Source organism: Nonomuraea sp. NPDC049607, from assembly GCF_040675375.1.
GTDB lineage: Bacteria > Actinomycetota > Actinomycetes > Streptosporangiales > Streptosporangiaceae > Nonomuraea.
This window is the reverse complement of sequence record NZ_JBFAOV010000006.1, coordinates 105007-130574: the sequence shown is the minus strand read 5'-3', so window position 1 is coordinate 130574 and position 25568 is coordinate 105007. Positions and strand designations below refer to the sequence as shown.

The following is a 25568-nucleotide window of genomic DNA, read 5'->3' as shown; positions in this document are numbered from 1 at the left end:
AGCCTTCTCTCCGGGACCGGGAGGTCCCATCATGCGCCGGGCCGCGCCCCCGGCGCCGCCCTGATGCACGCTCCGCTATGGGCCTTTCACGGCGTCGGCGATCTCCGGCAGCACGCCGGGGTCCTCGATGGTGGACGGCGTGGCGTACGGCCGGCCGTCGGCGATGTCGCGCATCGTGGCGCGCAGGATCTTGCCCGAGCGCGTCTTGGGCAGCCGGGCGACCACCACGGCCCGGCGGAAGGCGGCGACCGGCCCGACGCGCTCGCGCACCAGGGCGGTCAGCTCGCGCTCGACGTCGGCCGGGTCGCGGGCGGAGCCGGACTTGAGCACCACGAACCCGACCGGGAGCTGCCCCTTGAGCGCGTCGGCCACCCCGATCACCGCGCACTCGGCGACGTCGGGATGGGCCGCGAGCGCCTCCTCCAGCGCGCCCGTGGACAGGCGGTGGCCGGCCACGTTGATCACATCGTCGATGCGGCCCATGACGAAGAGGTAGCCGTCGGCGTCGATGTGGCCGCCGTCGCCGGTCAGGTAGTGGCCGGGATAGCGGGACAGGTAGGAGGCCGTGAAGCGCTCCTCGTCGCGGTAGAGGGTGGGCAGGCAGCCGGGCGGCAGCGGCAGCCGGACGGTGACCGCGCCCTCCACGCCGGGCGGGCACTCGCGGCCCTCGGCGTCGAGGACGCGCACGTCGTAGCCGGGGACGGGTTTCGTCGGCGAGCCCGGCTTGATCGGCAGGGTCTCGATGCCGACGCAGTTGGCCGCGACGGGCCAGCCGGTCTCGGTCTGCCACCAGTGATCGATGACCGGGACGCCGAGCAGGTCGCTCGCCCAGTGGTAGGTGTCGGGGTCGAGGCGCTCGCCGGCGAGGAAGAGATGCCGCAGCCCGGACAGGTCCCACTTTTTCGCGAAGTTCCCGGCGGGGTCCTCCTTCTTGATGGCCCTGATCGCGGTGGGCGCGGTGAACAGCGTGCGCACGCCGTGCTGGGCGGTCACCCGCCAGAACGCGCCGGGGTCGGGCGTGCCGACGGGCTTGCCCTCGTACAGGACGGTCGTGCAGCCGGTCAGCAGCGGCGCGTACACGATGTAGGAGTGGCCGACGACCCAGCCGACGTCGGAGGCGGCCCAGAAGACCTCGCCGGGGGCGGCGCCGTAGACGTTGGTCATGCTCCAGCGCAGGGCGACGGCGTGGCCGCCGTTGTCGCGCACCACGCCCTTGGGCAGGCCGGTGGTGCCGGAGGTGTAGAGCACGTAGAGCGGGTCGGTGGCGGCCACGCTCACGCACCCGGCGGGCTCGGCGGCGCGTACGGACGCGTGCCAGTCGAGGTCGCGGCCCGGCGTGAGCCCGGCCGGGCACTGCGGGCGCTGGAGGATCACGCAGTGGGCGGGCCGGTGGGCCGACTGGCCGAGGGCGGCGTCGAGCAGCGGCTTGTAGGCGACGGTCCGGGCCGGCTCGACGCCGCAGGAGGCCGAGAGCACCACCTTGGGCTCGGCGTGCTCGATGCGCAGGGCGAGCTCCCTGGCCGCGAAGCCGCCGAACACCACCGAGTGCACCGCGCCGAGCCGCGCGCAGGCCAGCATCGCGACGACCGCCTCGGGCACCATCGGCATGTAGATCACGACGGTGTCGCCGGCCGTCACGCCGAGCGCCTTCAGCATGCCCGCCGTCCGGGCCACCTCGTCGAGCAGCTCGGCGTAGGTGATCGTGCGGACCGTGCCGGTGACCGGGCTGTCGTGGATCAGCGCCGCCTGCCCGCCGCGTCCGGCCGCGACGTGCCGGTCGACCGCGTTGTGGCAGGTGTTGAGCCGTCCGTCGGGGAACCAGCGGCTCCCGTCGGTGACCACGGCGGGCGCGACGTCCCAGTCGATGTCGCGTGCCGCCTCGGCCCAGAACTCCTCCGGGTGCGAGATGCTGCGCCGGTAAGCCTCGTCATAGCCGCCCACTTTTCGATCAGATCAGCCGCCGGCCCCCGAACGCAAGCCCCGTGGGAGGGTGTCCGGATGAACTCTGACCTCATCCTGTCCGTCGTGACGGGCTCCCGGGCGTACGGGCTGGAGACCGAGGGCTCCGACACCGACCGGCGCGGCGTGTTCGCCGCCCCCACCGCGGACTTCTGGCGGCTGTCCAAGCCGCCCACCCACCGCGACGGGCCGCTGCCCGAGCAGTTCTCCTGGGAGGTGGAGCGCTTCTGCGTGCTGGCGCTGGAGAACAACCCGACGGTGCTGGAGTGCCTGTGGTCGCCGATCGTGGAGGTCGAGACCCCGGCCGGGCGGCGGCTGCGCGAGCTGCGCGAGGCGTTCGTGTCGCGGCGGGCGCGGCAGACGTTCGCCGGGTACGCCGACGACCAGTTCCGGCGGCTCGACCCGCGGGCGCCCAAGTGGAAGCAGGCCATGCACATGGTGCGGCTGCTGCTGAGCGGCCTGCACCTGGTCCGGCACGGCGAGCCGCTGGTCCAGGTCGGCCCCCACCGGGCACGGCTGCTGGCGGTCAGGCGCGGCCAGGTGCCGTGGGCCGAGGTGGACGCCTGGCGGGGGGAGCTGGCGGCGGAGCTGGCCGCCACGCCCTGCGTCCTGCCGGAGCGGCCGGACCGGGAACGTGTGGAGGACTTCCTGGTGGGCGTGCGGAAGGAGCACCTGTGAGCGCGCTGCCGTCCTGGCTGCCGGAGATCCCCGGCGAGCAGCCGTACCCGGTGGCGTTCGCCACGGTGAGCGGCGCCCACCTGTACGGCTTCCCGTCCGTGGACTCCGACGTGGACCTGCGCGGCGTGCACGTGCTGCCGGCCGAGGAGGTGGTCGGGCTGCGCACCGGGCCGCAGACGCTCGACCGGACGTGGACGCGCGACGGCGTCGAGGTGGACCTGGTCACGCACGACCTGGCCAAGTTCTGCCGCCTGCTGCTCGGCCGGAACGGATACGTGCTGGAACAGCTCCTGTCGCCGCTGGTGGTGACCTCCTCGCCGCTGCACGACGAGCTGGTGGCGCTGGCGCCCGGATGCGTGACGCGGCACCACGCCCACCACTACCTGGGGTTCGCCCGTACGCAGTGGCGGTTGTTCGGGCGTACCGGGGAGCTGAAGCCGCTGCTGTACACCTTCCGCGTGCTGGCGACGGGCACCCATCTCATGCGCAGCGGGGAGCTGGAGGCCGACCTGACGCGGCTGGCGGCGTACGGGCCGGCGTACCTGCCGGAGCTGGTGGCGGCCAAGAAGGAGGCCGAGCACGGGCACGCGCCCCAGGTGGCGGGCGTGGCCGACGACGTGGCGCGGATGACGGCCGCGCTGGAGGCGGCGCGCGAGGAGTCGGCGCTGCCCGAGCGGGCCGCCGCGGACGACGCCCTGCACGATCTGGTCGTACGGGCGCGCCTGGCGGCCCGTCCCTGACGGGGGACGCCGTCAGGGACGGGCCGGAGGGTCAGGCGGCGGCGGGATCGGCCGACAGGACGAGCCGGACCGAGACGTTCTCGTACCCGGCGCGTTCGAACGCCCGCGCCATCGGGACGTTGCCCGCGTCGGTGTCGGCCATGATGCCCGGCACGCCACGCTCGGCGTGGAAGCGGGTGATCTCGCCGAGCAGCTCGTCGACGTAGCCGCGGCCCCGGTGCGCGGGCACCACGCCGAGGTAGCCGACCACGGGCCCGGCGTCGTTGGCGGAGGGCAGCGCGACGCCCACCAGCTCGCCGCTCTTGTCGAAGGCCAGTCGCCACCAGGACCGCTCGCCCCGCATCGAGCGGTTGTCGCGGACGTCCTCGCGGGCCTGTTCCACGGGGTCCATGGTCATCAGGGCCTGGCGGGTGTGGAAGTCGAGGGTGCCCTCGGCGACCTGGCGGAAGGCGTCCACGAACACCTCGTCGTCGTCATCGCCGCGGAAGACCAGCCGGTCGGACGGCTCGGGCACCGGCGAGCCGGGCGTCCAGGCGTAGCGCAGGCGTTCCAGCTCCTCGGTCAGCCCGGCGCGGCCGGCGGCCTCCCAGCGCCAGGCGATGGCCGCCGACGCCTTCGGGTCCTCACGCCAGCCGTTGGAGACGAAGACGTGGTACTCCGGCGTCCGGCCGAACGCGGCGTGCGCGTGGCGCAGCAGCTCGGCGGCCAGGCTCACGCGGTCCTCGACCGAGGGGTGGACGTAGACGCAGTCGAGGGCGAGCGGTCGCTCCTCGCCGGCGAAGCCCCACCAGACGGCGCGGGCCAGGATCTCGCCGTTCTCCTCGGCGACCCAGATGCGGTCGTAGCGGTAGTTACGGCTCTCCAGGAAGGAGAGCAGCCGGTCGGGATGGGCCCAGCTGATGGATTCGTCGACGACGCAGCTGAGCAGACGGTCGAGGTCAGCCTCGACCGCGGGACGGAAAAGCACAGTTCCTCCGAGAAATGAAAATCACACTTACACTGCCAAACATCTCAGTGCCTCCCTTCTCCCGACATTTCGCAGCACTCTAGCCCAGCTTGCCGTCGCCCGCTCACCGTTTTCCCGGACGTGATCTTTCCCTCGTGGCCGGAGGACGACGTGAGTACGCTGGACCGCGTCCAGTTTCCGGCGTTTCGCGATCCGGCGGGACGATTCCGATCCGGCCGACGATGAGGACAGGATGGGCTCCGTGAGGTCCTACGACGACGACACGCTGCCGCTGCAACCGCCGATCCGGCTCCCCGACGCCGCCACCCTGGCCGCCGCCGTCCGCGCCGCCCCGCTCTCGGGCGAGCTGAAGGCGCTGCTCGACAGGCAAGACGAGCGCGCGGACGGGAGCGAGGGCGGGAGCGAGGGCGGGAGCGAGGGCGGGAGCGAGGGCGGGAGCGAGGGCGGGAGCGAGGGCGGGGGCGGCGACGACGCCCGGGTGCTGGAGGCGTGGGCCGAGGTGTGCCGGGCGCGGCTGGCCGCCGACCAGCGGCTGCTGCTGGAGCTCATCCGCATGTTCCTGTCCAGGGAGCCGGTCGCCGGGCGGGTGCCGCGGGCGCTGACCGATCTGGGGCTGGTCCGGCAGGCGGAGCCGTACACGCTGAGCTGGCTCGGGCTGTGGGTGGCGCGGCTGATCATCGCCGAGACCGCCGGGCAGGAGATCCCCGTCATGGGGACGCTCGCCGACGCCGACGCCGCCACGCTGCTGCACGGCCTGCGCTCCTACCCCGAGGCCGAGCGCGGCGAGGAGCTCGCTGGCTGGCTGGCCGGACGCGACCGCGAGCGGGCCGCGGCCGAGATCGCCGGGGCGCTGCCCGGTGTGAGCCCGCTGAGCAGGGCGGTCGGCGTGGAGCTGCTGTCGTCGGGCCTCGGCGAGGAGGGCCGCCGGGCGCTGCGCGGGCTGCTGGAGGAACCCCGCCTGGGCGCGGTGGTCGCGGCCAGAACCGGCCGCGAGGAACGGCGTCCCTCTCCCGACGAGATCGCCTGGGTGCTGGTGGACATGGCGGCGGCGCTGCTGGAGTTCGGCGGCGGCGAGGCGGGTGAGGTGATCGAGTCGATCGCCATGGGGATGGACGCCGAGGAGCAGGCGGGCACGATCGCGATCCTGGCCTTCGGCGACCACCCGTGGACGGGCCGGGTGCTGCGGGTCATCATCGACCATCACCCGGACGAACGCGTCACGGCGTCCGCCCGCAAGGCCCTGCGCCGCCTGCACGGGCTCGCCGACGTCCGTGCCTGACGGGACGCGGGCCCACGGAAGGGGCGGCCGGGGCCGGTAGAGTCGGCTTGATGACGAAGCATACGATCTCGCCGCAGAGCGGCATGCTGGGCGACGGCTTCGGCTGCGACTGCGGCGCGGTGCTGGCCGGACGGATGGCGGCCGAGCTGCACGCCGCCGAGAACGGCCAGTGCTCGGCCTGTCTCGGCTCGGCGGTGGAGCAGGTGGCCCCGGGCCTGACGCGGGGCTGCACGGTCTGCGCGGCGACCGGGGGCCGTAAGGAGCAGATCACCTGGCAGCTCGCCCACACCGAGGCCGAGGAACTGATCACGATGACCGTGGTGCGCGGCATCGTGGCGGGCCTCGACGGGCCGTTCCACCTGTCGGAGATCGCCGACACGGTGCGGGCCGGGTTCGGGCTGCCCGCCGGGCGGCTGCCGGTGGGGCCGCGGGTGCGCGACCTGCTGCTGCAGCTCCAGGCCGCGGGCGAGATCGCCATGCTGTCGGCCCCCGACGAACTGCTGGGCACCGACCAGGTGCTCTACCGCGACCCCCAGTGGCAGCGCACCCGCACCCTCGGCCTCTGACCTGACGCCCCGCCCGGTGGCCCGTCCGGCGGGTCAGGGGCGGCAGAGGATCTCGCCGTGCAGGACCGAGAGCCAGGCGTCGTCGTCGGCGGCCCATTCCCGCCAGCCGTCGGCCATGCGCCGCAGGTCGGACTCGGTGGCCGCGCCCGTGGCGAGCGCCTGCCGCGCCATGGCCGACTCCCGGACGCGGTCGGCCCACATGCCGCCCCACCACGCGCGGTCCTCGGGGGTGGCGAAGCACCAGGTGGAGGAGGTGGCGGTGACGTCCTGGAAGCCGGCGGCGCGGGCCCAGGACAGCAGGCGCCGCCCGGCGTCCGGCTCGCCGCCGTTCTCGCGGGCGAGCCTCCGGTAGAGGGCCATCCAGTCGTCCAGGGCGGGCAGGCGCGGGTACCAGGCGAAGGCCGCGTAGTCGCTGTCCCTGACCGCGACGTACCCGCCCGGTTTGGTCACCCGGCGCATCTCGCGCAGCGCCCGCACCGGGTCGCCGACGTGCTGGAGCACCTGGTGGGCGTGGACCACGCAGAAGGTGTCGTCGGGGAAGTCGAGGGCGTGCGCGTCGGCGACGGCGAAGTCCACGTTCCCCAGCCCCCGCGCGGCGATCTCGGCCCTGGCCAGCGCCAGCGCCTCCTCGGTCACCTCCGACGCCGTCACGTGCGCCACCCGCGCGGCCAGGTCCGCGGTGATCGTGCCGGGCCCGCTGCCCACGTCGAGGACCTTCATCACGGGCTTGAGGTGCGGCAGCAGGTAAGCGGCCGAGTTCTCCGCGGTGCGCCACCGGTGCGAGCGCAGGACGGACTCGTGATGCCCATGGGTGTAGACGGCGTCCATCGAAAGACTCCTTCACGACGATGTGTACTCCGCACATTAGCGCGTATCTCATCTTTCGAGAGGATATGTCTTGTTATATGAGACTGGATCGACCGGCGCGGCGTCGCTCATAGACTGGTCGCGGCAAAGTCAGGTCAAAAGGAAGGCGTGGTCGTGGGAGAGGTCCGGCCGATCGTGCACGTGGGCGATCCGGTGCTGCACAATCCGTGCGAGCCGGTGACCCGGTTCGACGGCGAGCTGGCGGCGCTGGTCGACGACATGTTCGCGAGCATGTACGCGGCCGACGGCGTGGGCCTGGCCGCCAACCAGATCGGCGTGCCGCTGCGCGTGTTCGTCTACGACTGCCCCGACGCCGAGGGCGTCCACCACAAGGGCGTCGTGGTCAACCCCGCCCTGGAGCTGCCCGCTCTCGGCGAGCGCCGTCTCGACCCCGACGAGGAGGGCTGCCTGTCGGTCCCCGGGCAGTTCGCCCCGCTCCCCCGTCCCGACCACGCCGCCGTCCACGGCTTCGACGCCGAGGGCGCGCCCGTCACGGTCGAGGGCACCGGCCTGCTGGCCCGCTGCCTCCAGCACGAGACCGACCACCTCGACGGCTACCTGTACATCGACCGCCTGTCGGCCAAACGCCGCAAGCAAGTTCTCGCAGGCTACGAGGCAACGAAGGCCGCTAAAGAGGATATTTCTCCGCTATAGTGGAGGAATGCAAGGTGAAGGCATCCTGTCCGGCGGCCTGTCCCTGGCCGAACTGGGCGGGCGCATCCGCGCCGAGCGGCGCGGGCGCGGGCTGTCCGTCGAGCGGCTGGCCGAGCTGAGCGGCGTCAGCCGGAGCATGGTCTCCGACATCGAGCGCGGCGCCAAGTCGCCGACCGTGCTGGTGCTCGACCGCCTGGCCACGGCCCTCGGCACATCGATCTCCCGGCTCCTCGACGAACCGGCGCACGAGGCCGTGCGCGTGCTGCGGCACGACCGGCAGCGGGTGCTGCGCGACCCGTCGGGCTGGGAGCGGCGGGTGTTGTCGCCGGTGCTGGCCGACGTGGAGTTCGAGTTCATGCGGACCACGATCGGCCCCGGCGTGGACGCGGGCGAGTTCGCGCCGCACGCCCGGGGCTCGCGCGAGTACCTCGCCGTCGAGCGCGGCACGCTGCGCCTGACGATCGACGACCGCCCGTACGAGCTGGAGGCCGGCGACTCGGCCTCCTACCCCGGCGACCACCGGCACGCCTTCGCCAACGACGGGACCGCCGACTGCGTCTTCTACCTGGCCATGGAGCTGAGTGGCGGCGGCCACCACGAGACCCGGCACCACGAGACCCGGAGGGAATCCCCGCATGGATGAGCTGCGCCGCGCCGGCGTCAGGGCGGCCGAGATCGCGGCCGCCCACCTGGAGGGAGTCGCGGCCGGGCCGGTCTGGCAACCGGTGCCCGCCGCCGAACGCGCCTGGCTGGGCGAGCTGCCGCTGCCCGCCGCCGGGCGTCCGCTCGACGCGCTGCTCGACGACGTGCGCGCCCACGTGCTGCCGTACCCGATGGGCAACGGGCACCCGCGCTTCTTCGGCTGGGTGAACTCGCCGCCCTCCCCCGCCGGCGTGGTGGTCGAGCCGCTGGCCGCCGCGCTCAACCCGAGCTGCGCGGGCGGCGACCACGCGGGCCCGCTGCTGGAGCGTACGGTGGTGCGCTGGCTGGCCGAGCTGGTCGGCTTCCCCCATCCGCCCGGCGGCGGCCTGCTGACCAGCGGCGCGTCGATGGCCACCATCGTCTGCCTGGCCACGGCCCGCCAGCACGCCGCGCTCGCCGACGGCTGGGACGCCCGCGAGGACGGCCTGCACGGCCGCCCGCCCATGATCCTGTACGTCACCGAGGAGGGCCACAGCTGCCTGCACAAGGCGGCCCAGCTCCTCGGCCTCGGCGCCCGGAACGTCCGTAAGGTCCCGGTGGACGCCTCCTTCCGCATGGACGTCGGCGCCCTGCGCACGATGATCGCCGACGACCTGGCGGCGGGCCTGCGGCCGTTCTGCGTGGCGGGCAGCGCGGGCACCGTCAACTCCGGCGCGGTCGACCCGCTCGACGCCATCGCCGACGTGGCCGCCGAGCACGGGCTCTGGTTCCACGTGGACGGCGCCTACGGCGCGCTCGGCGTGCTGGACGCGGTGTCGGCGCCCGCCTACGCGGGGCTGGACCGGGCCGACTCGCTGGCCCTCGACCCGCACAAGTGGCTCGGCGTGCCGGTCGGCTGCGGCTGCGCGCTGCTGCGCGACCCGGCCGCCGCGCGGGCCGCCTTCAGCCTGGTGCCGTCGTACCTGGTGGACGACAGCGCCGACGACCTGGGCTGGTTCGCCGAGTACGGGCCCGAGCAGACCCGGCCGTTCCGGGCGCTGAAGACGTGGGCGACGATGTCGTACCTGGGCAGGGAGGGCGTCACGCGGCTGGTGGAGCACACCAGCGGCCTGGCCCGCACGCTCGCCGCCATGGTCGAGAAGGCCGCGGACTTCGAGCTGCTCGCGCCGGTCGCCACCTCCATCACCGCCTTCCGGCACACGCCCACGACGACCGGGCCCGGCGGGCTCGACGCGCTCAACAGGGCCCTGCCGGGCGCGGTCCAGGCGCGCGGCAACGCCTTCCTCACCGGCACCCGTCTCGGCGGCCGGGACGCCCTGCGAGCCTGCTTCCTGCACCCGGACACCACCGAGGACGACCTCGCGATCCTGCTGGAGGAGATCCGCCTGGCGGCGAAGACGCTCTGAGGTCCGGTAAAGGGGTCCTCCACGGACGTACCGGACATGCATGGCCGGACGCCGGAATCCGACAAAACCCTGTGAATGGTTCACCGGCCCGGGTAGGTAGCCGCCGGGACGTGAGCATTCAGGAGGACCCCATGGCAGAGACCGTGGCAGACGTCATGACTTCCCACCCGGCGACGGTCGAGTGCGACCAGGCCGTTTCGGTCGCCGCGGCGCTCATGCGCGACAACGACGCGGGGGCGGTGATCGTCAACGAGAACGGGCGCATGAAGGGCATCGTCACCGACCGGGACATCACGATCCGCGTGGTGGCCGACGAGCGGGGGCCGGACACGCCGGTCAGGGAGGCGTGCAGCCCGTCGGTCGAGGCGGTCGGGCCCGACACGAGCATCGACCAGGCCGTGCAGATCATGCGGTCGCACGCGGTACGCCGCCTCCCGGTCGTCGAGGACGGGCGTCCGGTCGGCATCGTGAGCCTGGGCGACCTGGCGGTGGAGCGCGACCCGGACTCCGCTCTCGCCGACATCTCGGCCGCGGAGGGCAACCGCTAACGTGGCCGTGTGATCACCGTCGAGGACGTCCGGCGCTTCGCGCGCACCCTTCCGCGCTCGTCCGAGCATCTGATCCGGGACCGGGTCAAGTTCCGCGTGGGAAAGATCGTCTACGTGGCGTTCTCGCGGGACGAGACGCTGATGGGCTTCGGGTTCCCCAAGGAGGAACGCGAGGCCCTGGTGGCGGCCGAGCCCGGCAAGTTCCTCATGCCCGGCGAGTCCGACCTGCGCTTCAACTGGGTGGTCGCCCGCATGGACGCCCTCGACGCGGCGGAGATGCGGGAGCTGGTGCTGGAGGCGTGGCGCATGTGCGTGCCCAAGAAGGTCCGCCTGGAGCAGCAGCTCCAGACCGGCCCCTGAGCAACGGCCCCTGAGCACCGGCCCGCGCGGGCCAAGCCCGCGCAGGCAGAGCCTTCGCGGCTACGACACCGAGCGGTGGAGCGCGGCCGTCAGGTCGGTGACGCGCTTGACCGAGCCGCTCCACGCGCTGCCCGCCGGGTGGGCGGTGAGCACCGCCATGACCAGGCGGTCGCCGGCGCCGGCCAGGCCCGTCGTGTGCAGCACGGGCCGCCCGTAGTCGGGCACGCCCGAACCGGTCGCCCGCTGCGCGATCCACGAGACGGGGGCGGCCACGCTCTTGGCGTCGCACTTGCCCGGCGGCGTCGTGCCGAATCCCGACCAGCCCTGCTTGACCGCCCACGGCCTCGGGACCGCGCGCGGGATGCCGAAGGTCTGGTCGAAGCCGTCGGTGCCGCACGGCGTGGAGGCGCGCAGGTGGCCGAGGACGAGGTCGCGCACCCGGGCGTCGGCGGTGTCGAGCAGGTAGCGGTAGGTCCTGACGACGTCGTACGCGCTGAGCGAGGTGTAGCCCCAGAAGCCGGGCTTGGAGGCGGGCGGCGGCGTGGTGTCGGACAGGCCGAGCCTGCGCGCCGTCCGGACGATGATCTGCCCCTTGCCGCCGCGGTCCCAGAACGCCGAGGCCGCGTCGTCGTCGCTGGAGCGCAGCATGATCTTCAGCAGCCGGGCGTCGGCCGCCGGGACGCTCTTGCGCCGTTCCAGGTAGTCGATCGCGATGAGGATCTTCACGACCGACGCCGAGCGGAACTTCCGATGGGCGTTCCGGACGGCGACGATCTTGCCCGCCTTGCGGTCGAACACCACCCAGGCCGCCGTGGTGCCCGCGGGCACGCGGATCGGCCGCGCGGCGGCGGCGTGGGCCGGCGTGGCCAGGGCGACGACGGGGACGACCGCCGCCACGGCGGCCAGAGGCTTCATTCGCACCCGCCTATAACTACCAGATTGTGCCGTCCCCCTCTTGACCGTCCCACGAAAGCGGGTATAAACACAGGAGAAACCAACCAGAAACGGCGGTGAACCAACATCATGTACGCCGAGGAGCGGCAGCAGGAGATCCTCCGCAGGGCGCGGAACGCGGGCCGCGTCGACGTGGTGACGCTGGCCGCCGAGCTCGACGTGACCACCGAGACGATCCGCCGCGACCTGACCGCGCTGGAGCGGGCGGGCGTGCTGCGCCGGGTGCACGGCGGCGCGATCCCCGTGGAACGGCTGGGGTTCGAGCCCGCGCTCGCCGCCCGCGACGAGGTGATGACCGCGGAGAAGGAGCGCATCGCCAAGGCGGCCCTGGCCGAGCTGCCCGAGGACGGCTCGGTCATCATCGACGCCGGCACCACCACGGGCCGCCTGGTCCAGGCGCTGCCCGCCGACCGCGAGCTCACCGTGATCGTGAACTCGCCGCCGCTGGCCACCGTCCTGGCCTCGCGGTCCAATCTGCAGGTGATCGTGCTGGGCGGGCGGCTGCGCGGCAAGACGCTGGCCACGGTCGACGACTGGGCGCTGCGCCCGCTGGCGCACCTCAACGTCGACGTCGCCTTCATGGGCGCCAACGGCTGCTCGCCCGCCCGGGGCCTGACCACGCCCGACCCTGCCGAGGCGGCGATCAAGCGGGCCATGGTCCGGGCCGCGCAGCGCAGCGTGCTGCTGGCCGACCACACCAAGTTCGGCAACACCTACCTGGCCACGTTCGCCGAGCTGGGCGAGATCGACGTGGTCATCACCGACGCCGGGCTCGACCCCGCCCTGGCCGCCGACATCGCCGCCGCCGGGCCGGAGGTGATCCGCGCGTGATCCTCACGCTGACGCTGAACCCGAGCCTCGACCGCACGATCGAGATCGCCGCCCTGGCCCGGGGAGCGGTGATCCGCGCCGCACGGGCCCGGCTCGACCCGGGCGGCAAGGGCGTCAACGTCTCGCGGGCGCTGCTGGCCAACGGCGTCGCCGCCCGCGCGGTGGTGCCCTTCGCCGGGGACGAGGGCGCGCAGCTCGTCCGCCTGCTGGCCGCCGAGGGGCTGGACATGGTCACCGTCCCCGTGGCGGGCACGACCCGGTCCAACGTCACGCTCGCCGAGCCCGACGGAACCGTCACCAAGATCAACGAGCCGGGTCCGGCGCTGTCGGCGGCCGAGCTGGACACGATCGCCGAGACCGTGCTGGCCGCGGCGCGCGAGGCGAACTGGGTGGCGGACTGGGTGGTGGCCTCGGGCAGCCTGCCGCCCGGGGTGCCCGCCGACGTCTACGCCCGGCTGTGCCGCCGCTTCGCCGCCGCGGGCCTGCACGTCGCCGTGGACACCAGCGGCCCGGCCCTCGCCCGCGCGCTCGGAGCCGGTCCGGCCCTGGTCAAGCCCAACCTCGACGAGCTGGCCGCGGTGACCGGCGTGCCGCTCGTCCGGGTGGGCGACGTGGTCGAGGCGGCGGCCGAACTGCGCGCCGCGGGCGCCCGTACGGTGCTGGCCAGCCTCGGCCCCGACGGCGCCGTCCTGGTCGAGGACGGCGGCGTCTGGTACGGCGAGGCCCCGGTCACCGGGCCGCGCAGCTCCGTCGGCGCCGGCGACGCCATGCTGGCCGGATTCCTGGCCGCCGGCGGGCACGGCGTCACCGCCCTGGCCGAGGCGCTGGCCTGGGGCGCGGCGGCGGTCCGGCTGCCCGGCAGCAGGATGCCCGGCCCCGCCGACATCGACCGCGCCGGGGTGCGGACGGGAGTCCCCGACCCGGCCCGGCCGCTCACCGTCCCGCAGGCGCCGCCCGTCCCGGAGCCGGTCGCCCCCTCGCCGCACGGCTGATCCACTGCTCATCCCCCCCGAAGGAGCACGTCCATGGCCGACAGCTACACCCCTCCGGTCTACGGCACCGGAGTCAAGGCCACCATCCAGCGCTTAGGCGGCCACCTGGCCGGGATGATCATGCCGAACATCGGCGCGTTCATCGCCTGGGGCCTGATCACCGCGCTGTTCATCCCCACCGGCTGGCTGCCGAACAAGGAACTGGCCGCGCTGGTCGACCCGGTCATCAAGTCCCTGCTGCCGATCCTCATCGCCTACACCGGCGGCCGCATGGTCCACGGCCAGCGCGGCGCGGTCGTCGGCGCGGTGGCGGCGATGGGCGTCGTCGTGGGCTCGGACATCCCGATGTTCCTCGGCGCGATGATCGTCGGCCCGCTCGCCGCCGTAATCCTGAAATATGTGGACAAGTTCACCGAGCAGCGGACCAGGGCCGGGTTCGAGATGCTGGTGGACAACTTCACCGCCGGCATCGTGGGCGCCGCGATGGCCGTGGCCGGGGTGCTGGGCATCGGGCCGGTCGTCCGCGTCGTCACCGACGCGGCGGGCGGCGCGGTCGAGTGGCTGATCACCAACAACCTGCTGCCGGTGGCCTCGGTGCTGATCGAGCCGGCCAAGGTGCTGTTCCTGAACAACGCGGTCAACCACGGCGTGCTGGGGCCGCTGGGGGTGGCCGAGGCGGTGCGGCAGGGCAAGTCGATCCTGTTCATGCTGGAGTCGAACCCGGGGCCGGGGCTCGGGCTGCTGGTGGCGTACCTGCTGTTCGGGCCGCGTCCGCTGCGGCCGAGCACGCCCGCCGCGATGATCATCCACTTCTTCGGCGGCATCCACGAGATCTACTTCCCGTACGTGCTGATGAAGCCGCGGCTCATCCTGGCCGTCATCGCGGGCGGGGCGGCCGGCGTCTTCACGTTCATGATCACCGGGGCGGGCCTGGTCGCCACGCCCTCGCCGGGCAGCATCTTCGCCTACCTCGCGGTGACGCCGCGCGGCGGCTGGCTCGGCTCGATCGCCGGGATCGCGGTGGCCACGGCCGTGTCGTTCGCCGTCGCCGCCGTGCTGCTCGGCTTCGGCCGGGGCGAGAAGGACGAGGAGCCGGACGCCCTCGGCCCGCAGGACACCGTCGCGGACCCGGCGACCCCGGCCCCCGCGACCAGCCCCGACCCCGCCACCAGTGACCCCGCGAGCAGCGAACCCGTCAGGACCGAACCCGTCAGCAAGGAGGCGTGAGCCGTGGCCGGCATCGACAGCAAGGACATCCACAAGATCGTCGTGGCCTGCGACGCGGGCATGGGCAGCAGCGTCATGCTCGCCTCCCAGCTCCGCAAGCAGCTCAAGGAGAGCGGCGTCACCGTCGAGCACACCCCGGTGAACTCCATCCCCGGCGACGCGGACGTCGTCGTGTGCCACTCCGGGCTGGCCGCCAGGGCCAGGGCCGCCGCGCCCGGCAAGCCGCTGGTGTCCTTCCAGGTCTTCCTCGGCGACCCGGCGGTGACCAGGCTGGTGAACACCATCAGGAACGGCGGCACCGTCGATGCGTGAGGGTCTGCTCGACCGGCGGGCGATCCTGCTGCACGAGAGCGCGTCCTCGCGGGAGGAGGCCGTGCGCAGGTGCGGGCAGGTTCTGGTGGACGTGGGCGCGGTCGCGCAGCCGTACGTCGAGGCGATGCTCGAACGCGAGCGCACGATCTCCACCTACGTCGGCGAGGAGGTGGCCATCCCGCACGGCACGGCCGCCTCCAAGCAGGACGTCGGGCGCGACGCGATCTGCGTCGTGCGCTTCCCCGGCGGGATCGACTGGGACGGCGAGCGGGTCACGCTGTGCGTGGGCATCGCCGCGGCCGGCGACGGGCACGTGCCGCTGCTGGCGGCCCTGGCCGAGATCCTGCTCGACCCCGACCGGGCCAGGGCGTTGCGCGAGGCGACGGACCCGGCCCAGGTGCTGAAGGAGCTCACGTGAAGGTAGCCAGGTTCCACGCCCCCGGCGACATCAGGATCGAGGACGCGCCGGAGCCGCAGGCCGGGCCGGGCGAGCTGAAGATCCGGGTGCGCAACTGCTCGACCTGCGGCACGGACGCCAAGATCTTCCGGTACGGCCACCACCACATCAGGCCGCCGCGGGTGATGGGCCACGAGATCGCCGGCGAGGTCGTGGGCACGGGCGCGCGGGTGCAGGTGATCGCCGCCATCCCGTGCGGGACGTGCGCCGAGTGCCGCCGGGGCCGCCTGACCGTCTGCGCGAACCAGGAGTCGATGGGCTACCACTACGACGGCGGCTTCGCCGAGTACCTGATCGTCCCGGCCAAGGTGCTGGCCGTGAAGGGGGTCAACACGATTCCCGACGGTGTCGGGTTCGCCGAGGCGTCGGTGGCCGAGCCGCTGGCCTGCGTGCTCAACGGCCAGTCGCTGGCCGGGGTGGGCGCGGGCGACGACGTGGTGGTGATGGGCGCGGGCCCGATCGGCTGCCTGCACGTACGGCTGGCGCGGGCGCGCGGCGCATCCCGGGTCTTCCTCGTGGACGTCAACGCCGAGCGGCTGGCGATGGCGGCCGAGCTGGTGCGTCCCGACGCGGTGATCGACTCCGACGCCGTCGGGCAGGTGCTCAAGCTGACCGGCGGCCGCGGCGCCGACGTCGTGATCACGGCGGCGGCCTCCGGCGCGGCCCAGGAGCAGGCGGTGCGGATGGCCGCCCGGCAGGGGCGCGTGAGCTTCTTCGGCGGGCTGCCGAAGGACGACCCGGTCATCGCGCTCGACGCCAACCTGGTCCACTATCGGGAGCTGACCATCGTGGGCGCGAACGGCTCCAGCCCCGCGCACAACGCCGAGGCGCTGCGCCTGGTGGCCGAGGGCGCCGTCGTGGTGTCCGACCTGATCACGCACCGGCTGCCGCTGCCCCGGGTGCTCGACGGGATCGATCTCGTCAGCACGGGCACGGCCATCAAGGTGACGATAGAACCCTGAGGAGGTTCGGGATGGCGAGTCGAACGGTGGCCGTGGCCTCGGCCAGTGGCCTGCACGCGCGTCCGGCGAAGGTGTTCGTGCGGGAGGCGGCCCGGCTCGGGGTGCCGGTGCGGGTGCGGCTCGGGGAGAAGTCGGTGCCGGCCGGCAGCATGCTGGGGGTGCTGTCGCTGGGCGCGGTACGGGGCACGGTGGTGACGCTGGAGGCCGACGGCGCGGGGGCCGAGGAGGCGCTCGACACGCTGGCCGCCCTCCTGTCCCGCGACCTCGACGCCCCCGACACCCCCGACGCGGCGGGGGCGGCTGGGGCTGGGGACGGTGGGGCGCTCGATGCCTGAGGCGACGCTGAAGGGGCTGGGGGTCAGCCAGGGCCGGGCCGCCGGGCCCGTGGTGCGGATGGCGGCCCCGCCGGTGCTGCCCGCCCCCCGCCGGGTGACCGATCCCGGCGCCGAGGCGGCCGTCACCGCCGAGGCCCTGGACGCCCTGGCCGCCGACCTCGGACGCCGCGCCGGCCACGCCACCGCCGAAGGGGCCGAGATCCTGGAGGCGCTGGCCATGATGGCCGCCGACCCGGTGCTGCGTGAGCAGGCCGAGGCGCACGTGCGCGACGACGGCCTGGACGCCGCCCACGCCCTGGACGCCGCCTTCACCGCGCACCGGGAGGCCCTGGCCGCGCTGGGCGGCTACCTGGCCGAACGGGCCGCCGACCTCGACGACCTCAGGTCCCGGGCGGTGGCCGCCGCCCTGGGCCTGCCCATGCCGGGCGTCCCCGACCCCGGGCATCCGTTCGTGCTGGTGGCCGAGGACCTGTCCCCCGCCGACACCGTCGGCCTGGGCCCGCGGGTGCTGGCGCTGGTCACCGAGCGCGGCGGGCCCACCAGCCACACCGCGATCCTGGCCCGCGGCCGGGGCCTGCCCGCCGTCGTGGCGTGCGCGGGCGTCCTGGACGTCCCCGACGGGACGCTGGTCGGCGTGGACGGCGTCACCGGCGAGGTCACGGTCGGCCTCACCGGCGAGGAGGCCGACGGCGTACGGGAGTCCGACCGGCGCGACCGGGCCAGGCTGGCGGCGAGCACCGGTCCCGGCCGGACCGCCGACGGCCACCCGGTCAGGCTGCTGCACAACATCGGCTCGGCCGCGGACCTGCGTCCCGGCGCGGAGGGCGTGGGGCTGTTCCGCACCGAGTTCCTGTTCCTCGACCGCAGGCAGCCGCCCTCCCACGAGGAGCAGGTGGCCGCGTACGCGGAGGTGTTCGCCGCGGCGGGGCCGGTGACCGTCCGCACCCTCGACGCCGGCACCGACAAGCCGCTGCCCTTCCTCGGCCTGCCGCCCGAGCCCAACCCGGCGCTGGGCGTGCGCGGCCTGCGCGTCGACCGCGTGCTGCCCGGCGTCCTGGACACCCAGCTCGACGCCATCGCCGAGGCCGCCCGCGCCACGGGCGCCGACGTGCTGGTGATGGCCCCGATGGTGACCACCGCGCGGGAGGCGGCCGACTTCGCCCGCCGCGTCCGCGAGCGCGGCCTCCCCCGCGCGGGCGTGATGGTCGAGGTGCCCGCCGCCGCCCTCCAGGCCGACGAGCTGCTGGCCGAGGTGGACTTCCTCAGCGTCGGCACCAACGACCTGGCCCAGTACACCTTCGCCGCCGACCGGCAGCATCACGGCCTGTCCGACCTGCTCGACCCGGCCCACCCCGCGCTGCTCCGGCTGGTCGGCATGTGCGCCGAGGCCGGGCTGCGGGCGGGCAAGCCGGTCGGGGTGTGCGGCGAGTCGGCCGGCGATCCGGCGGTCGCGCCGCTGCTGGTGGGGCTCGGGGTGTCGAGCCTGTCGATGGCCCCGGTGTGCGTGCCCGTCGTCCGCGCGGCCCTGGCGGCCCTCACCTTGGAGGAGTGCCGCGAGGCCGCCCGCCCGCCGCGGCCTTGACGGCGGGCCCTCGCTTTCTCAGCCGACCGGCTCCGGGTTGTGGGCCCTGAGCCGGAGTTCGTCGCCCTCGACGTCCACGGTGACCTTGCCGCCCTCGCCCACCTCGCCGGTCAGCAACATCGTGGACAGGCGGTTGTCCAGTTCCCGCTGCACGGTGCGGCGCAGCGGGCGGGCGCCGAACTCGGGCTGGTAGCCGCGCCGGGCCAGCCAGTCCTTGGCCTCGTCGCTGACCTCCAGGGTGACGTCCTGGCCGCGCAGCCGCTGACGGGTGCGCTCCAGCAGCAGGTCCACGATCTGGCGGAGCTGCTCGCGCTCCAGCCGCTTGAAGACGATCACCTCGTCGATGCGGTTGAGCAGCTCGGGGCGCAGGGAGTGGCGCAGCAGGTCCATGAGCTGGTCCTGGAGCTGCGCGGAGTCGCCCTCGGCGTCCAGGATGAGCTGGGCGCCGATGTTGCTGGTCATGATGACGATGGTGTTGGTGAAGTCCACCGTGCGGCCCTGGCCGTCGGTCAGGCGGCCGTCGTCGAGCATCTGGAGCAGGATGTTCATGACGTCGGGGTGAGCCTTCTCGATCTCGTCGAGCAGGATGACGCCGTGCGGGCGGCGGCGTACGGCCTCGGTGAGCTGGCCGGCCTCCTCGTAGCCGACGTACCCGGGGGGCGCGCCGATCAGCCGGGAGACGGTGTGCCGCTCCTGGAACTCGCTCATGTCGATGCGCACCATGTGGTCCTCGCCGCCGAACAGCGCGGCGGCCAGCGCCCTGGCCAGCTCGGTCTTGCCGACGCCGGTCGGGCCGAGGAACAGGAAGCTGCCGATGGGCCGGTTCGGGTCCGACAGGCCCGCCCTGGCCCTGCGCACCGCCTCGGCGATGGCGACGACGGCCTCGTCCTGGCCGATCACCCGCTCGTGCAGGTGCTCCTCCAGCCGCATCAGGCGCTCGCGCTCCTGCTCGGTGAGCTGGGTGACGGGGATGCCGGTACGCCGGGAGACGACCTCGGCGATGTCCTCCACCATGACCTGCGGGACGGCGTCGTGGCCCTGCCGGGCGCGGTCCAGCTCGGGGCGGAGCTTGTCGATCTGGACCGTGAGCTCCTTGGCGCGGTCGAAGTCGTCGGAGGTGACCGCCTGGTCCTTGTCGCGGCGCAGCGCGTCGAGGCGTTCCTCCAGCTCGCGCACGTCGCTGCCGGGGGTGCGCGAGCGCAGCCGGACCCGGGCCGAGGCCTGGTCCATCAGGTCGATGGCCTTGTCGGGCAGGAAACGGTCGGAGATGTAGCGGGCCGAGAGGTTGGCGGCGGCGTCCAGGGCCTCGTCGGTGATGCGCACCTGGTGGTGGGCCTCGTACGCGTCGCGCAGCCCGGCCAGGATCTCCACCGTCTGCTCGACAGTAGGCTCGCTGACCAGGATCGGCTGGAAGCGGCGTTCGAGCGCGGCGTCCTTCTCGATGTTCTTGCGGTACTCGTCGATGGTGGTGGCGGCGATGACGTGCAGCTCGCCGCGGGCCAGGGCGGGCTTGAGGATGTTGGCCGCGTCCATGCCGCCCTCGGCCGAGCCGGCGCCGACCAGGGTGTGCACCTCGTCGATGAAGACGATGGTCTCGTCGGCGTGCGCGCGCACCTCGTCGATGACCTTCTTGATGCGCTCCTCGAACTCGCCCCGGTACTTCGACCCGGCGACCATGCCGGTCAGGTCCAGCGCGACGACGCGGCGGTCCTTGAGCGTGTCGGGCACGCTGCCGTTGACGATGCGCTGGGCGATGCCCTCGACGATGGCGGTCTTGCCGACGCCGGGCTCGCCGATCAGGCACGGGTTGTTCTTGGTGCGGCGCGAGAGCACCTCGATGGCCTGCTCGATCTCGTCCTCGCGGCCGACGACCGGGTCGATCCTGCCCTGCCTGGCCTCCTCGGTCAGGTCGCGGCCGTACTCGTCGAGCGCGGGGGTGTCGGTGGGCTGCCGCCCGTCGCCGTGCTGCTGGCGGGAAGCGCCGGACATGATGGCCTGCTGCAGCTCGTTGGCCGAGACGCCCTGCTCCTGGAGCAGGCGGGCGGCGCCGGAGTCGGGGTTGGCGGCCACGGCGAGCAGCAGGTGCTCGGGGCCGATGTAGGACGACTGGAGGGCCCGGGAGATGCGCTGGGCGTCCAGGACGGCGCGTTTGGCCGCCGGGGAGAGCGTGGTCGGCGGCTCGGTCCCCGTGCCGGGCCCGGTCAGGGCGTCGATGCGGTCGCGCAGCCTGCCGAGGTCGATGCCCGCCGCCTGCATCAGCGGGCGGGTGGCGTCGGACTCGGTCAGCGCGTCGAGGATGTCGAGGACGTCCATGTCCTGCGCGCCGCGCTGCCCGGCCACCTCCAGCGCCCGGCTGAGCACTTCCCTCGCCGAGGCGCTGAGCAGCTTGCCCACGTCGACCCGCTGTACGCCGGGACGCGACGGCGGCCAGCCTTCCATCCCGCCGAACACCCGCCCGGTGAGCTCCTCGAACCCCCTGAACGGATCTCCCCCGAAGAACGACCTGAACGGCATGTCCGACATTTGATCTCCCCCTAGTGCATCAGGGGGACATCTAGCCGAAGAAGCCGCAAGTCATAGCCAGCAATCGGCAAAGGGGACGCATTACTCAGTGGCCACCAGATCGATGACAGGGGTTTCGCCCGAAACAAGCTCCAGCGTCCGATGCGCGGTGCCCGGATTGTCCAGGAGCGCGAGGACGACGGCGGCCACGTCGTCGCGGGGCACCGAGCCGGGCGGCACCTCGGGGGCCAGCCGGACCAGGCCCGTGCCCGGCTCGTCGGTCAGGCGGCCGGGGCGCAGGATCGTCCAGGCCAGGCCGTCGCGGGCGCGCAGGTCGTCCTCGGCGGCGGTCTTGGCCTCGATGTAGGCGGCCCAGACCGCGTCGCTGCCCGGCGCGGGCGGGCGGCCGGCGCCCATGGAGGAGATCTGGATGAAGCGCCGCGCGCCCGCACGCTCGGCGGCGTCGGCCATCAGCACGGACGCGGCCCGGTCGACGGTGTCCTTGCGGGCCGCGCCGCTGCCGGGGCCCGCGCCGGCCGCGAAGATCACGGCGTCGCCGCCGCGCAGGATCTCCGTCACCTCGTCGGCCGTGGCCCTCTCCAGGTCGCACAGCACGGCCTCGGCCCCCGTGGCCTCGACGTCGGCCACGTGCGCGGGGTTGCGCACCAGGCCGACCGCGCCGGACCCGAGCCGCTCGGCCAGCCTCAACGCGATCTTCCCGTGCCCACCCGCGATGATGATCCGCATGCCTCCCATGGTGTCATGGACGTCATGAACGACTTCCCGCAGGCCCCCACGCCCGCGTTCCTGTTCGACCTGGACGGCACCCTGATCGACAGCGTCTACCAGCACGTCATCGCCTGGCGGCAGGCGCTGTCCGGGATGGGGATCGACCTGTCGGTGTGGCGCATCCACCGGCGCATCGGCATGAGCGGCGGCCTGTTCGTCAGCGCGCTGCTGCGCGAGACCGGGTTGAAGCTGACTCCGGAGCAGATCGACGAGCTGCAGGTCACCCACGCCGAGGCGTACGAGCAGCAGGTGGAGTCCGTGCGGCCGCTGCCGGGGGCCGCCGAGCTGCTCGGCGAGCTGAGCGCGCGCGGCGTGCCGTGGGCCATCGCGACCAGCGGCTACGCCCGTACGGCCCGGCTCGCGCTGGGCATGCTCGGCCTGCCGGAGGACACCCCGATGGTCACCCGCGACCTGGTGCGGCGGGCCAAGCCGGACCCGGATCTGTTCCTGGCCGGTGCGGCGCTCGTCCAGGTGGACCCGCTGCATGCGATGGTGGTGGGCGACAGCGTCTGGGACCTGCTGGCCGCCCGCCGGGCGGGCGCGCTCGGCATCGGGCTGCTGTCCGGTGGATATGGCAGGGACGAGCTCGAACGCGCCGGGGCCTTCCGCGTGTACGCCGACCCGGCGGACATGCTCGACAGGCTGGACGAGCTCGGCGTGCGCTCTCCCTCCTGAGCGACGGGGGAATATCTCGCCGAGCCTCCCAGCTTGATCGTGCGTATCCCCCACAGAGGAGCGTTGAGATGGATTTGGCAGACATCGGCGTCACCGGCCTGGCCACCATGGGGCGGAACCTGGCCAGGAACCTGGCCAGGCACGGGTACGCCGTCGCCGTGCACAACCGCACGACGGCCCGTACCCAGCAGTTGGTCAGGGAGTTCGGCGGGGAGGGCACGTTCCTGCCGGCCGAGGAGCTGGCCGCGTTCGTGGCGTCGCTGAAGCGACCGCGGCGGGCGATCATCATGGTGAAGGCCGGTCCGGGCACCGACGCGGTGATCGACCAGCTCGCCGAGTTGATGGAGCCGGGCGACATGATCGTCGACGGCGGCAACGCGCATTTCCAGGACACCCGGCGGCGTGAGGCGGCGCTGCGCGAGCGTGGCATCCATTTCGTCGGCACCGGCATCTCCGGCGGCGAGGAGGGCGCGCTGCTCGGCCCGAGCATCATGCCGGGCGGCTCGAAGGAGTCGTGGGAGGCGCTGGGCCCGATCCTGCAGGACATCTCGGCCAAGGTGGACGGGGTCCCGTGTGCGGTGCACGTCGGTCCCGACGGCGCCGGGCACTTCGTGAAGATGGTGCACAACGGCATCGAGTACTCGGACATGCAGCTCATCGCCGAGTCCTACGACCTGCTGCGCCAGGCCCTGGGCGCGACGCCGGCCGAGCTGGCCGAGGTGTTCAGGGAGTGGAACCGGGGTGAGCTGGACTCGTACCTGATCGAGATCACCGCCGAGGTGCTGGAGCAGGTGGACGCGGCCACGGGCAAGCCGTTCGTGGACGTCGTGGTGGACCAGGCCGAGCAGAAGGGCACCGGCCGCTGGACCGTGCAGAGCGCGCTCGACCTGGGCGTCCCGGTGACCGGCATCGCCGAGGCGGTCTTCGCCCGCGCGTTGTCGGGCCACCCCGAGCAGCGCGCCGCCGCCGCGTCGCTGGAGGGCCCGAAGCTGTCCGGCGTCGGCGGGCGCGAGCTGATCGAGGACGTCCGCCAGGCACTGTACGCGTCCAAGATCGTCGCCTACGCGCAGGGCTTCGACCAGATCGCCGCCGCCTCCAAGGAGTACGGCTGGGACGTCGACCCCGGCGCCATGGCCACCATCTGGCGCGGCGGCTGCATCATCCGGGCCAAGTTCCTCGACCGCATCCGCACGGCGTACGACGCCGACCGGCAGCTCCCGACGCTACTGGCCGACCCCACCTTCGCCGCCGCGCTGAACGCCGCGCAGGAGGCGTGGCGGCGCGTGGTGACCACGGCCGTGCGGATCGGCGTGCCGACGCCGGGCTTCTCCTCCGCGCTGGCCTACTACGACGGGCTGCGCCGCGACCGCCTGCCGGCCGCGCTGGTGCAGGGACTGCGCGACTACTTCGGCGCGCACACCTACCACCGGGTGGACCGGGAGGGCGCCTTCCACACCGACTGGTCGGGCGACCGCACCGAGAGCCCCGCCTGACCTCGCTCGCCGGGAGTTCGCCGGGTGGTCGCCGGGTGGTCGCCGGGAGGTCAGCGGCCGGTCAGGGCGACCGGGTTGGCGACCGCCGTGACCACGCAGAACCCGATCGGGCCCGTCGTGTCGTGCAGGGTGACCTGGCCGGTCGCCACACCTTCCGCGCTGAGGTGGCCGCCGGCCTCGACGCCGATCAGCTCGCCCTCGGGCAGGCGGGCCAGCGTCAGCGTGTAGTCGGCGTTGATGAAGCTGACGCCCGCCGAGCCGACGTTGGCCAGCGGGCTGGCGAAGTCGGCGGCCAGGGCGGCGCGGGTGAGCGGCGTCAGCGGCTCGTCGTCCATCAGGGGGTGCGTCTCCCGCAGCCACACCCGGTCGCGCCCGCCCTGGCCCCAGTCGGTCAGCCGCCACAGGTCGAACGGCGGCTTCCAGCCCTGCCCCTCGGCCGGGGCGCCGGCGGGCGGCGGCTCGTCCCAGGCGGGCGTGTGCGGCAGCCTGCCGCCGGGCTGCTCGCCCTGCCGGAGCAGCACGGCCGAGGCCCGGCCGATCACGCCCTGCGCGGTGGAGAGCACGGCGTCGGCGACCCGGATCCGCCGCCCGTCCCTGACCAGGGTGGTCTCCACCGTCACCGGCAGCATCGGGCTGTTGCGGAACAGGTCGACGGTCAGCCTGGCGAAGTGCAGGCCGGGCTCGGCGTGCCGCTCCTCCAGGGCGCTCGCGGCCAGGCCGCCGAGCAGGCGGCCGTGGAGCATGTCGGGGGACCAGGGGCTGCGCGCGTGCGGGGCGGGCACGAACTCGCCCTCCTTGCGCGTGAAAAACGCTGACGTCGCCATCACCGAATCATATTCTAGAAGAGAGCAGCCGCCGTCCCAGTGCGCGCAGGCGCTCCTTCAGCTCGGCCGGTTCGAGCACCTCGAAGTCGACGTCGAGGAAGGCCACGGCCACGGCCATCAGGTGCAGGTCGTCGCCGCGCATGGTGAGCACGCAGCGGGCCTCGTCCACGGGCTCGACCTGACCGGCGACGCGGCCGGCCAGCCATGCGGCGGGCGCGTGGATGAGGAAACGGGCCTGGACCGGCCACATCTCGTGGCCGAGCCGGTGCCGCACCCAGGCGGCGACGTCGGCCTCCGGCGGCTCGCGCGGGGCGAAGCGCGGGCCGTTCGGCGTGCGCACCTCGATCCGGTCGGCCCGGTACGTGCGCCAGTCCTGGCGGTCGACGTCCCAGCCGACCAGGTACCAGCGGTTGCCCTTGCTGACCAGGCTGTGCGGCTCGGCCTTCCGCAGCGTGACGGCGCCCTCGTGGTCGGTGTAGTCGAAGCGGAGCTGCTCGCGGTCGCGGCAGGCGGCGGTGATGCGGATCAGCAGCTCGGGATCGACCGTCGGGCCCTGCCCGCCGACGCGCACGGTGTGCGTCTGCAGGGCGTTCACGCGCTGCCGCAGGCGGGCGGGCAGCACCTGTTCGAGCTTGGCCAGGGCGCGCAGCGAGGTCTCCTCGATGCCGGTCACCGTGCCGCCCGCGGCCGTGCGCAGGCCGACCGCGACGGCCACCGCCTCCTCGTCGTCCAGCAGCAGCGGCGGCAGCTCCGCGCCCGGACCGAGCCGGTAGCCGCCGGCCACCCCCGGCGTGGAGCCCACCGGGTAGCCGAGGCCGCGCAGCCGTTCGATGTCGCGGCGCAGCGTGCGCGGGGCCACGCCGAGCCGGTTCGACAGCTCCGCGCCGGTCCACTCGCGCCGCGTCTGCAGGAGGGAGAGCAGGCGCAGAAGCCGCGCCGAGGTGTCGAGCACACTGTCCATTGTGGC

General features: G+C 73.7%; 27 protein-coding genes. 19 read left to right on the top strand and 8 right to left on the bottom strand.

Translation table 11 applies throughout. The features are described from left to right. Window positions 1-75: 75 nt before the first annotated feature. Window positions 76-1941, bottom strand: a complete 1866-nt coding sequence (locus AB0J97_RS14430) for a propionyl-CoA synthetase (RefSeq protein WP_364088284.1) — start codon at window positions 1939-1941, stop codon at window positions 76-78. Between the two features lie 57 nt (window positions 1942-1998). Here AB0J97_RS14430 and AB0J97_RS14425 point away from each other — a divergent pair, with 57 nt between their 5' ends. Together AB0J97_RS14425 and AB0J97_RS14420 are read left to right on the top strand one after the other, a co-directional pair. Beyond that, on the top strand, window positions 1999-2637 hold the full coding sequence (locus AB0J97_RS14425; RefSeq protein WP_364088282.1) for a nucleotidyltransferase domain-containing protein: 639 nt from the start codon (window positions 1999-2001) through the stop codon (window positions 2635-2637). After that, window positions 2634-3377: a nucleotidyltransferase domain-containing protein gene (locus AB0J97_RS14420; protein ID WP_364088280.1), complete on the top strand. Its 744-nt coding sequence runs from the start codon at window positions 2634-2636 to the stop codon at window positions 3375-3377. The genes AB0J97_RS14425 and AB0J97_RS14420 overlap by 4 nt, the downstream gene beginning before the upstream one ends. 31 nt (window positions 3378-3408) lie before the next feature. Here AB0J97_RS14420 and AB0J97_RS14415 read toward each other — a convergent pair whose 3' ends face one another. Further along, entirely contained in the window at window positions 3409-4344 is a 936-nt protein-coding gene (locus AB0J97_RS14415; RefSeq protein ID WP_364088278.1) for a GNAT family N-acetyltransferase, read from the bottom strand. Window positions 4345-4585: 241 nt separating this feature from the next. Here AB0J97_RS14415 and AB0J97_RS14410 point away from each other — a divergent pair, with 241 nt between their 5' ends. After that, window positions 4586-5623 (top strand): hypothetical protein, encoded by a 1038-nt coding sequence (locus tag AB0J97_RS14410; protein WP_364088276.1) that lies wholly within the window; start codon window positions 4586-4588, stop codon window positions 5621-5623. Window positions 5624-5673: 50 nt separating this feature from the next. After that, complete coding sequence (locus AB0J97_RS14405; RefSeq protein WP_357704736.1) at window positions 5674-6189, top strand: hypothetical protein; 516 nt, start codon at window positions 5674-5676, stop codon at window positions 6187-6189. Between the two features lie 33 nt (window positions 6190-6222). On the opposite strand, the gene AB0J97_RS14400 is transcribed toward AB0J97_RS14405, so the two are convergent. Then, a complete protein-coding gene (locus tag AB0J97_RS14400) occupies window positions 6223-7017 on the bottom strand; it encodes a methyltransferase domain-containing protein (protein WP_364088274.1) in 795 nt (264 codons plus the stop codon). 153 nt (window positions 7018-7170) lie between these two features. Between AB0J97_RS14400 and def the strand changes: the two genes are divergently transcribed. The 5 genes from def (at window position 7171) to AB0J97_RS14375 (ending at window position 10666) form a co-directional block, all read left to right on the top strand. After that, the gene (gene def / locus AB0J97_RS14395) at window positions 7171-7710 is read left to right on the top strand and encodes a peptide deformylase (protein ID WP_364088271.1); all 540 of its coding nucleotides are present in this window, start codon (window positions 7171-7173) and stop codon (window positions 7708-7710) included. Window positions 7711-7717: 7 nt separating this feature from the next. After that, complete coding sequence (locus AB0J97_RS14390) at window positions 7718-8353, top strand: XRE family transcriptional regulator (protein WP_364088269.1); 636 nt, start codon at window positions 7718-7720, stop codon at window positions 8351-8353. Beyond that, on the top strand, window positions 8346-9758 hold the full coding sequence (locus AB0J97_RS14385; RefSeq protein ID WP_364088267.1) for an aminotransferase class V-fold PLP-dependent enzyme: 1413 nt from the start codon (window positions 8346-8348) through the stop codon (window positions 9756-9758). The genes AB0J97_RS14390 and AB0J97_RS14385 overlap by 8 nt, the downstream gene beginning before the upstream one ends. 131 nt (window positions 9759-9889) lie before the next feature. After that, complete coding sequence (locus AB0J97_RS14380; protein WP_357704726.1) at window positions 9890-10306, top strand: CBS domain-containing protein; 417 nt, start codon at window positions 9890-9892, stop codon at window positions 10304-10306. 9 nt (window positions 10307-10315) lie between these two features. Beyond that, window positions 10316-10666, top strand: coding sequence for an MmcQ/YjbR family DNA-binding protein (locus AB0J97_RS14375; protein WP_364088265.1), 351 nt, complete (start codon window positions 10316-10318; stop codon window positions 10664-10666). A gap of 60 nt (window positions 10667-10726) precedes the next feature. Here AB0J97_RS14375 and AB0J97_RS14370 read toward each other — a convergent pair whose 3' ends face one another. After that, window positions 10727-11581 carry a hypothetical protein gene (locus tag AB0J97_RS14370; RefSeq protein WP_357704722.1) on the bottom strand — a complete coding sequence of 285 codons (855 nt, stop codon included), beginning with the start codon at window positions 11579-11581 and terminating at the stop codon, window positions 10727-10729. A gap of 108 nt (window positions 11582-11689) precedes the next feature. On the opposite strand from AB0J97_RS14370, the gene AB0J97_RS14365 reads away from it, so the two are divergent. The 8 genes from AB0J97_RS14365 to ptsP are packed head-to-tail and all read left to right on the top strand — an operon-like array spanning window position 11690 to window position 18318. Continuing rightward, window positions 11690-12451, top strand: a complete 762-nt coding sequence (locus tag AB0J97_RS14365; protein ID WP_357704720.1) for a DeoR/GlpR family DNA-binding transcription regulator — start codon at window positions 11690-11692, stop codon at window positions 12449-12451. Next, the gene (pfkB, locus tag AB0J97_RS14360) at window positions 12448-13443 is read left to right on the top strand and encodes a 1-phosphofructokinase (RefSeq protein WP_364088262.1); all 996 of its coding nucleotides are present in this window, start codon (window positions 12448-12450) and stop codon (window positions 13441-13443) included. The genes AB0J97_RS14365 and pfkB overlap by 4 nt, the downstream gene beginning before the upstream one ends. A gap of 33 nt (window positions 13444-13476) precedes the next feature. Further along, on the top strand, window positions 13477-14670 hold the full coding sequence (locus AB0J97_RS14355; RefSeq protein WP_364088260.1) for a PTS mannitol transporter subunit IICB: 1194 nt from the start codon (window positions 13477-13479) through the stop codon (window positions 14668-14670). Window positions 14671-14673: 3 nt separating this feature from the next. Continuing rightward, window positions 14674-14982 (top strand): PTS lactose transporter subunit IIB, encoded by a 309-nt coding sequence (locus AB0J97_RS14350; protein ID WP_357704714.1) that lies wholly within the window; start codon window positions 14674-14676, stop codon window positions 14980-14982. Beyond that, window positions 14975-15400: a PTS sugar transporter subunit IIA gene (locus AB0J97_RS14345; RefSeq protein ID WP_364088256.1), complete on the top strand. Its 426-nt coding sequence runs from the start codon at window positions 14975-14977 to the stop codon at window positions 15398-15400. Before AB0J97_RS14350 ends, AB0J97_RS14345 begins: the two co-directional genes overlap by 8 nt. Then, window positions 15397-16401: a zinc-dependent dehydrogenase gene (locus tag AB0J97_RS14340; RefSeq protein ID WP_357704710.1), complete on the top strand. Its 1005-nt coding sequence runs from the start codon at window positions 15397-15399 to the stop codon at window positions 16399-16401. The genes AB0J97_RS14345 and AB0J97_RS14340 overlap by 4 nt, the downstream gene beginning before the upstream one ends. Before the next feature lie 11 nt (window positions 16402-16412). Continuing rightward, window positions 16413-16736: an HPr family phosphocarrier protein gene (locus tag AB0J97_RS14335; RefSeq protein ID WP_364088252.1), complete on the top strand. Its 324-nt coding sequence runs from the start codon at window positions 16413-16415 to the stop codon at window positions 16734-16736. Further along, window positions 16729-18318: a phosphoenolpyruvate--protein phosphotransferase gene (gene ptsP, locus AB0J97_RS14330; RefSeq protein ID WP_364088250.1), complete on the top strand. Its 1590-nt coding sequence runs from the start codon at window positions 16729-16731 to the stop codon at window positions 18316-18318. The genes AB0J97_RS14335 and ptsP overlap by 8 nt, the downstream gene beginning before the upstream one ends. Window positions 18319-18336: 18 nt before the next feature. Here ptsP and AB0J97_RS14325 read toward each other — a convergent pair whose 3' ends face one another. Beyond that, a complete protein-coding gene (locus AB0J97_RS14325) occupies window positions 18337-20841 on the bottom strand; it encodes an ATP-dependent Clp protease ATP-binding subunit (protein WP_357704704.1) in 2505 nt (834 codons plus the stop codon). An 81-nt stretch (window positions 20842-20922) separates the two neighbouring features. Then, on the bottom strand, window positions 20923-21567 hold the full coding sequence (locus AB0J97_RS14320) for an SDR family oxidoreductase (RefSeq protein WP_357704702.1): 645 nt from the start codon (window positions 21565-21567) through the stop codon (window positions 20923-20925). Between the two features lie 24 nt (window positions 21568-21591). On the opposite strand from AB0J97_RS14320, the gene AB0J97_RS14315 reads away from it, so the two are divergent. Continuing rightward, a complete protein-coding gene (locus tag AB0J97_RS14315) occupies window positions 21592-22284 on the top strand; it encodes an HAD family hydrolase (RefSeq protein WP_364088793.1) in 693 nt (230 codons plus the stop codon). Between the two features lie 68 nt (window positions 22285-22352). Next, the gene (gene gndA / locus AB0J97_RS14310; protein ID WP_357704700.1) at window positions 22353-23777 is read left to right on the top strand and encodes an NADP-dependent phosphogluconate dehydrogenase; all 1425 of its coding nucleotides are present in this window, start codon (window positions 22353-22355) and stop codon (window positions 23775-23777) included. 50 nt (window positions 23778-23827) lie between these two features. On the opposite strand, the gene AB0J97_RS14305 is transcribed toward gndA, so the two are convergent. Both AB0J97_RS14305 and AB0J97_RS14300 read right to left on the bottom strand, forming a co-directional pair. Continuing rightward, window positions 23828-24601, bottom strand: coding sequence for an acyl-CoA thioesterase domain-containing protein (locus AB0J97_RS14305; protein WP_364088246.1), 774 nt, complete (start codon window positions 24599-24601; stop codon window positions 23828-23830). A gap of 7 nt (window positions 24602-24608) precedes the next feature. After that, window positions 24609-25553 (bottom strand): YafY family protein, encoded by a 945-nt coding sequence (locus tag AB0J97_RS14300; RefSeq protein ID WP_364088790.1) that lies wholly within the window; start codon window positions 25551-25553, stop codon window positions 24609-24611. Window positions 25554-25568 lie beyond the last annotated feature (15 nt).

Excerpts from the sequence above, each read along its gene's own strand:
- AB0J97_RS14320 (WP_357704702.1), bottom strand. The coding sequence starts at position 21,567 with ATGCGGATCATCATCGCGGGTGGGCACGGGAAGATCGCGTTGAGGCTG.
- AB0J97_RS14345 (WP_364088256.1), top strand. The coding sequence starts at position 14,975 with ATGCGTGAGGGTCTGCTCGACCGGCGGGCGATCCTGCTGCACGAGAGC.
- gndA (WP_357704700.1), top strand. The coding sequence starts at position 22,353 with ATGGATTTGGCAGACATCGGCGTCACCGGCCTGGCCACCATGGGGCGG.
- AB0J97_RS14335 (WP_364088252.1), top strand. The coding sequence starts at position 16,413 with ATGGCGAGTCGAACGGTGGCCGTGGCCTCGGCCAGTGGCCTGCACGCG.
- AB0J97_RS14325 (WP_357704704.1), bottom strand. The coding sequence starts at position 20,841 with ATGTCGGACATGCCGTTCAGGTCGTTCTTCGGGGGAGATCCGTTCAGG.
- AB0J97_RS14405 (WP_357704736.1), top strand. The coding sequence starts at position 5,674 with ATGACGAAGCATACGATCTCGCCGCAGAGCGGCATGCTGGGCGACGGC.
- AB0J97_RS14355 (WP_364088260.1), top strand. The coding sequence starts at position 13,477 with ATGGCCGACAGCTACACCCCTCCGGTCTACGGCACCGGAGTCAAGGCC.
- AB0J97_RS14305 (WP_364088246.1), bottom strand. The coding sequence starts at position 24,601 with ATGGCGACGTCAGCGTTTTTCACGCGCAAGGAGGGCGAGTTCGTGCCC.
- AB0J97_RS14370 (WP_357704722.1), bottom strand. The coding sequence starts at position 11,581 with ATGAAGCCTCTGGCCGCCGTGGCGGCGGTCGTCCCCGTCGTCGCCCTG.
- AB0J97_RS14365 (WP_357704720.1), top strand. The coding sequence starts at position 11,690 with ATGTACGCCGAGGAGCGGCAGCAGGAGATCCTCCGCAGGGCGCGGAAC.
- AB0J97_RS14425 (WP_364088282.1), top strand. The coding sequence starts at position 1,999 with ATGAACTCTGACCTCATCCTGTCCGTCGTGACGGGCTCCCGGGCGTAC.
- ptsP (WP_364088250.1), top strand. The coding sequence starts at position 16,729 with ATGCCTGAGGCGACGCTGAAGGGGCTGGGGGTCAGCCAGGGCCGGGCC.
- AB0J97_RS14400 (WP_364088274.1), bottom strand. The coding sequence starts at position 7,017 with ATGGACGCCGTCTACACCCATGGGCATCACGAGTCCGTCCTGCGCTCG.
- AB0J97_RS14380 (WP_357704726.1), top strand. The coding sequence starts at position 9,890 with ATGGCAGAGACCGTGGCAGACGTCATGACTTCCCACCCGGCGACGGTC.
- AB0J97_RS14385 (WP_364088267.1), top strand. The coding sequence starts at position 8,346 with ATGGATGAGCTGCGCCGCGCCGGCGTCAGGGCGGCCGAGATCGCGGCC.
- AB0J97_RS14315 (WP_364088793.1), top strand. The coding sequence starts at position 21,592 with ATGAACGACTTCCCGCAGGCCCCCACGCCCGCGTTCCTGTTCGACCTG.
- AB0J97_RS14390 (WP_364088269.1), top strand. The coding sequence starts at position 7,718 with ATGCAAGGTGAAGGCATCCTGTCCGGCGGCCTGTCCCTGGCCGAACTG.